This is a genomic window from Nocardia sp. NPDC101769 (assembly GCF_044766925.1).
Taxonomy (GTDB): Bacteria; Actinomycetota; Actinomycetes; order Mycobacteriales; family Mycobacteriaceae; genus Nocardia.
The window spans coordinates 1-4,211 of the sequence record NZ_JBIWMX010000100.1; the positions used below are offsets into that span (position 1 = coordinate 1).

Sequence of the window (4,211 nt, forward strand, 5' to 3'; positions counted from 1 at the left end):
GCTCACGTCGCGGATACGCGAAAGCCGGTTGGGCAGGTCGAATCCGGGAGCGCTGTACATGATCAACAGAGAACCTTGAGGTTTTCGTGAGGTCCGTCTGAAAGACTGAATCGCGCGGCGACCACGACATCGTTGCGCCGACACCGGTTTTGGCGCGCCGCGACGGCACCAGCGTCTACACCACGGCCGGATCCACGCTGTACACCTCACCCCAGATCGTCGCGGCCGAGCATCGCCTGGTCGCCGTTCAGCCTGGCCTTCGCCGCGCCGTGCGTCGGCGCGCTGATCGGCGCCCGCAGCGCGGCCCCGCTATCGGAAGGGTTTCCTCCGCACTGGCGGTGGCGGTGGGCTGGTTGGCGGAGCAGTTGAATGTTGATGCGGCGCAGCTTCTTCGTACAAGCCGCGGGGTGCAGACTCGCAGTGAGCATGTGCTCCTGGTGGCGCAGTATCTGGGGTGGCCGCCGGCGGGAGCGGTGCTGGTCGCCTCGAACACACTCACCTGGACCTCGAGGCCGCACAGCGCCGAGCAGATCGCGCGCCGGCGCGAATCGTCTTCTTTCTTGAAGTGGATCCGGTTCTGCCCCTTGGCCCGTTGGGCCTGCAACACCTTGCGGGCCTGCTGTAGACGGCCGATGTCGGCGAGTGTCGAGACGATCAACAGTCCGTTCTGCTTGGTCTCGTCCACGAACGCGTGCATCTACAGCGACCCTCGGCCTTCATCTCGCGCCATCACGAAATACTCACGAGGCGAGGTCCAATATCGGTGCTATGTCTCGATCACTGCGCACCCGCGTTCTCACCGTCGCCGTGGTCGGCAGCCTCGGCACCCTGCTCGCCGTGGGCGCCGCCACCAATGCCCATGGCGAACCCAAGGCCGTGATCCATGGTCGGACCGAGGTGACCGCCCGGGTCACCGGCGAGAAACCGGACAACAAGTGCCAGATCGCGGCGTCCGATATCGGTGGTCCGTGGGGCATCGTCGGCGCCGAAGGCACCGCCACCCTCACGCTGGGCGCGGTGCACGGCAACGCCAAGAAGCTGCGCGTCATCTGCGAGGACCCCAAGCGCGGCGACGCCAGCCTGCACACCGTCCGCTCGGACCGGGTGACCTTCGACGGACTGCTCTCCCCCATCCGCCGGATCATGCACAACAGATTCTTCGATGCCAGATAACTGTCTTGGGGGCTAGATCACCGGGTGGCCGGCGTGGGCGGAGGCGACCGCGGGAACGGTCTCGGTGGCGAAATGGCTGTCCAGACGGGCGGTATCCAGCTCGAACTGCTCACCGGCCTCCCTCACTGGTATCTACGACCCCAACGGCATGGGCGCGATGTTCTTCGCCGTCCTAGCCGTCGCTGGGCAGATCGTCGACACCACCTGGTGCATCGGCGTCGTCCTCGCCGCCGACCGCGCCGGAGCCTGGCTGCGCCGCACCGGAATCCGCCGCCGCATCGAGCGCACCCTCTCCGCCATCCTCGTCGGCCTCGGCCTCGGCCTCGGGCTGGCAGCCGACGCCCGCTGACCACGGACTCCGCACCCCGCCGGCATCCGGTGGAAGTCAGCCGGGGACGAAGCAGGGGAACGGAGAGGTCGTGTTCGGCGTGGCAGGGGGTGGCGTGCAGGACGACCATGTTTTCCGAACACCGATGTAGCTATGGGCGCACAAGGGCCCGCCGGCGGTGTCGGAGAGCAGGAAGCGTCGTACCGCACCGTCACGCCCTCGCAATCACCGACAGCGTTCCGTCGTCGTAGTTGGTGGTGTAGGCAGCCAAGCCAAGCAGCAACCGTGCCGGTCCGCAGCCCGAGCCTCTACGGCACATCGTTGCTGGTCAAGCCATTGCCGTTGTTTTTCACGCGATTACTACCAGAACCCCTACTACGGGCGGCCCCTGGAACTGGCCGCCGGGCGGACGTCAGCGGGTCGCGCTAGCGTCAGCCAGGGCTGTGGTGTGCGCGTCGACGGCATTGAGCAGTTGTACCGCGAGTTGACGCGCTTCGGCGGCAGTGAGCCGGATCGGCTCCCGCCCGGCTACCACGAGTTCCATGGTGAGGGTCCGTTGGCCGCCCGCGTCGATCGCGAGGACAGAGATACTCACGTCTACTTTGCGGAGTTCGGGGCCATGTGCCTCAACGGAGAATTGTCTGCTGCAATGGAATGCACCGCGACCGACCGCATCGAGCCTCGAATCCTGATGCGTCGCACACCACAAGGGGCAATTTCCGTGAACTGGTGACGTCAGATCGTGCAGATCCGCTGCCCCGAACAGGATTTCGGCGACCATGAACGCCTGCGGCATGGTCATCTCGGCGTACACGCGATCCGGAACCACCAACTCGACTCTGGCGTACCGCTCCCAATCTCGATGGCTGGCGCACAGCTGGACCAGGATATGAAGTGGCCCAAAGATATCGTGCCGCCACGATATTCCGACCGGTATCTCTGGTCCCATGTGGATGGCGCCGCCGCAGCCCGGCCGTCCGACGGTGCCGTTGTACCCGAGGCACCAGGACGGACACGATGGCACGATCCAAGACACGTGAACACCCCAAGGGATTTCAGGGCGGTTCGACACCGGAGCTCTCCGGCGCGAGACCGCCGATCGATGGTGATGAGAATCGGTGTCACCGCCAGCCGGCGATGGCGGTAACACCTGCGCTCACCCGCGCGTAGACGGGCGGAACGCCTTGTCAAGCAAGCATCTTGGCCTTCAGAGCCGTGCTGTCGGCATCGGTCAGGGCCAGACCCTTGTGGACGTACGCTCATGCCGGTGAGCGTGCGGTTTGGACTGCTGTGGCATGCCAGGTCTCAGCAGCCTCAGCGGCGGGGTTGCCAATCGTCCTCACGTGATATGGCGCGGCTCGTGTGGGGGAAACGGCGGCGCGACCGTCTCCGCTGCCGACTCTGATAGCGGTGCTGAGCACTCCGGTTGTCGCCTCGACGATCTCGCCGCCATCGAACACCGCGTCAGGCGCAGCGGGCACCCCACATTTCAGGGCCGGCTACGCCGGACGATCTGTCGGCGTCACCGCTGCGCCGCGGTGATCCGGTGCACCGCTGGGCGGTGCACCGGATGGCCGGCTTCAGTTGGCCGGTGCGGGTGCCTGGTCGGCGGCCGGTTTGGGGGTGTTCTGGAGTTGGAAGAATTGGATGGCCGAGGCGATGCCGACCGGTACTCCCAGTAGTACGGTTCCGGCGGCGGCGCCCAGCGCGGTCCCGGCTGCCGCACCGGCGATGCAGCCGCCGACCCAGCCGGGCACGAAGATCGGGGTCATCAGTGCCGCACCCACGAGTGCGCCCGCGACGCAACCGCCGATGCCTCCGACGATGGTGCCGATGAGCGTGCCAATGCCGGTGGCCAATCCGAACTGGGTGCCCAGGCGGGACATGTTGGCGTCCAGGTCCGATTGCGCGTCAACGGGTTTGGCCAGCTCGGGCGGCAGCGTGGCAGGCATGTCGACCGCAGTGGCGACAGCGGGGTCGGCGCTCGGGGTCAGGGTCGCGGTGTTCCCGGCAACCTGGGCCGCTATCGGGAACTGCTTGCCCTGGAACTGGTAGGCCAACGGAAGGTTGGCGACGACCGTGCCGCCGGCGTCGAGGATCTGGAACTGGCCATTGTTGGTGGCCAGTGAGCCCAGATCGGTCTTGACGATCACCGAGTCGCCGACTCGGTCGGCGGTCCAGTGGATTCCGGGCTGCTGGTTGTCGGCGTGCGTCGCCGTCGCTGGATCCGGCTGTGCCGGAGCAGCATTGACGGTAGGCATGGCCAGGCCCGCCGCACCGGCCACCAATGCGGCGACGGTGTAGGTGGTGATCTTCCTCATCGATAACACCTTGCTTCGATTGATTGGCACGCAAATACCGGTCGCGGGGCGCGACCGAGAAACGTGCCGTGGGATTCATACGGGGTTTTGCATCCACCCGGATCCGGGCGATTGCGACACGGGGCTTCGGAGGTACACCGCCGCCGGGGCGTGTCGGTTTCGTCTCCATGCAGGTCGTGCGCGCCCCTTGTCGCGTGCCCGCGCCCGACCGAAATTACTGATAATGAATGTTGTTTGCAAATAGTGCGAGCACTTTCAGGGATCACACACTCGCCGGCCTGCGACCGACGGCGGGAGCGATGCCCGGTCCGCCGGCCACACGCGACCGATCACGCTGCTGACGGTCTGCGCGTCCGCGCGGTGGCCCGATCGCTGAGCCAGGACACGCC

At 66.4% G+C, this 4,211-nt stretch carries 5 protein-coding genes; 2 read left to right on the forward strand and 3 right to left on the reverse strand.

All coding sequences use genetic code 11. The annotated features are described in order from the left end of the window. Positions 1 to 206: 206 nt before the first annotated feature. Entirely contained in the window at positions 207 to 428 is a 222-nt protein-coding gene (locus ACIRRA_RS45455; RefSeq protein ID WP_402782198.1) for a hypothetical protein, read from the reverse strand. Positions 429 to 768: 340 nt separating this feature from the next. On the opposite strand from ACIRRA_RS45455, the gene ACIRRA_RS45460 reads away from it, so the two are divergent. Both ACIRRA_RS45460 and ACIRRA_RS45465 read left to right on the forward strand, forming a co-directional pair. Then, complete coding sequence (locus ACIRRA_RS45460) at positions 769 to 1,173, forward strand: hypothetical protein (protein ID WP_402782202.1); 405 nt, start codon at positions 769 to 771, stop codon at positions 1,171 to 1,173. Positions 1,174 to 1,237: 64 nt separating this feature from the next. Further along, a complete protein-coding gene (locus tag ACIRRA_RS45465) occupies positions 1,238 to 1,522 on the forward strand; it encodes a hypothetical protein (protein ID WP_402782205.1) in 285 nt (94 codons plus the stop codon). Positions 1,523 to 1,913: 391 nt separating this feature from the next. Here ACIRRA_RS45465 and ACIRRA_RS45470 read toward each other — a convergent pair whose 3' ends face one another. Both ACIRRA_RS45470 and ACIRRA_RS45475 read right to left on the reverse strand, forming a co-directional pair. Continuing rightward, positions 1,914 to 2,330 carry a DUF6907 domain-containing protein gene (locus ACIRRA_RS45470; protein ID WP_402782208.1) on the reverse strand — a complete coding sequence of 139 codons (417 nt, stop codon included), beginning with the start codon at positions 2,328 to 2,330 and terminating at the stop codon, positions 1,914 to 1,916. 751 nt (positions 2,331 to 3,081) lie between these two features. Next, positions 3,082 to 3,822, reverse strand: a complete 741-nt coding sequence (locus tag ACIRRA_RS45475) for a hypothetical protein (RefSeq protein WP_402782211.1) — start codon at positions 3,820 to 3,822, stop codon at positions 3,082 to 3,084. Positions 3,823 to 4,211 lie beyond the last annotated feature (389 nt).

Bases quoted from the DNA above. Each gene is read 5' to 3' on its own strand.
- ACIRRA_RS45455 (WP_402782198.1), bottom strand. From the start codon at position 428: ATGCTCACTGCGAGTCTGCACCCCGCGGCTTGTACGAAGAAGCTGCGC.
- ACIRRA_RS45460 (WP_402782202.1), top strand. From the start codon at position 769: ATGTCTCGATCACTGCGCACCCGCGTTCTCACCGTCGCCGTGGTCGGC.
- ACIRRA_RS45475 (WP_402782211.1), bottom strand. From the start codon at position 3,822: ATGAGGAAGATCACCACCTACACCGTCGCCGCATTGGTGGCCGGTGCG.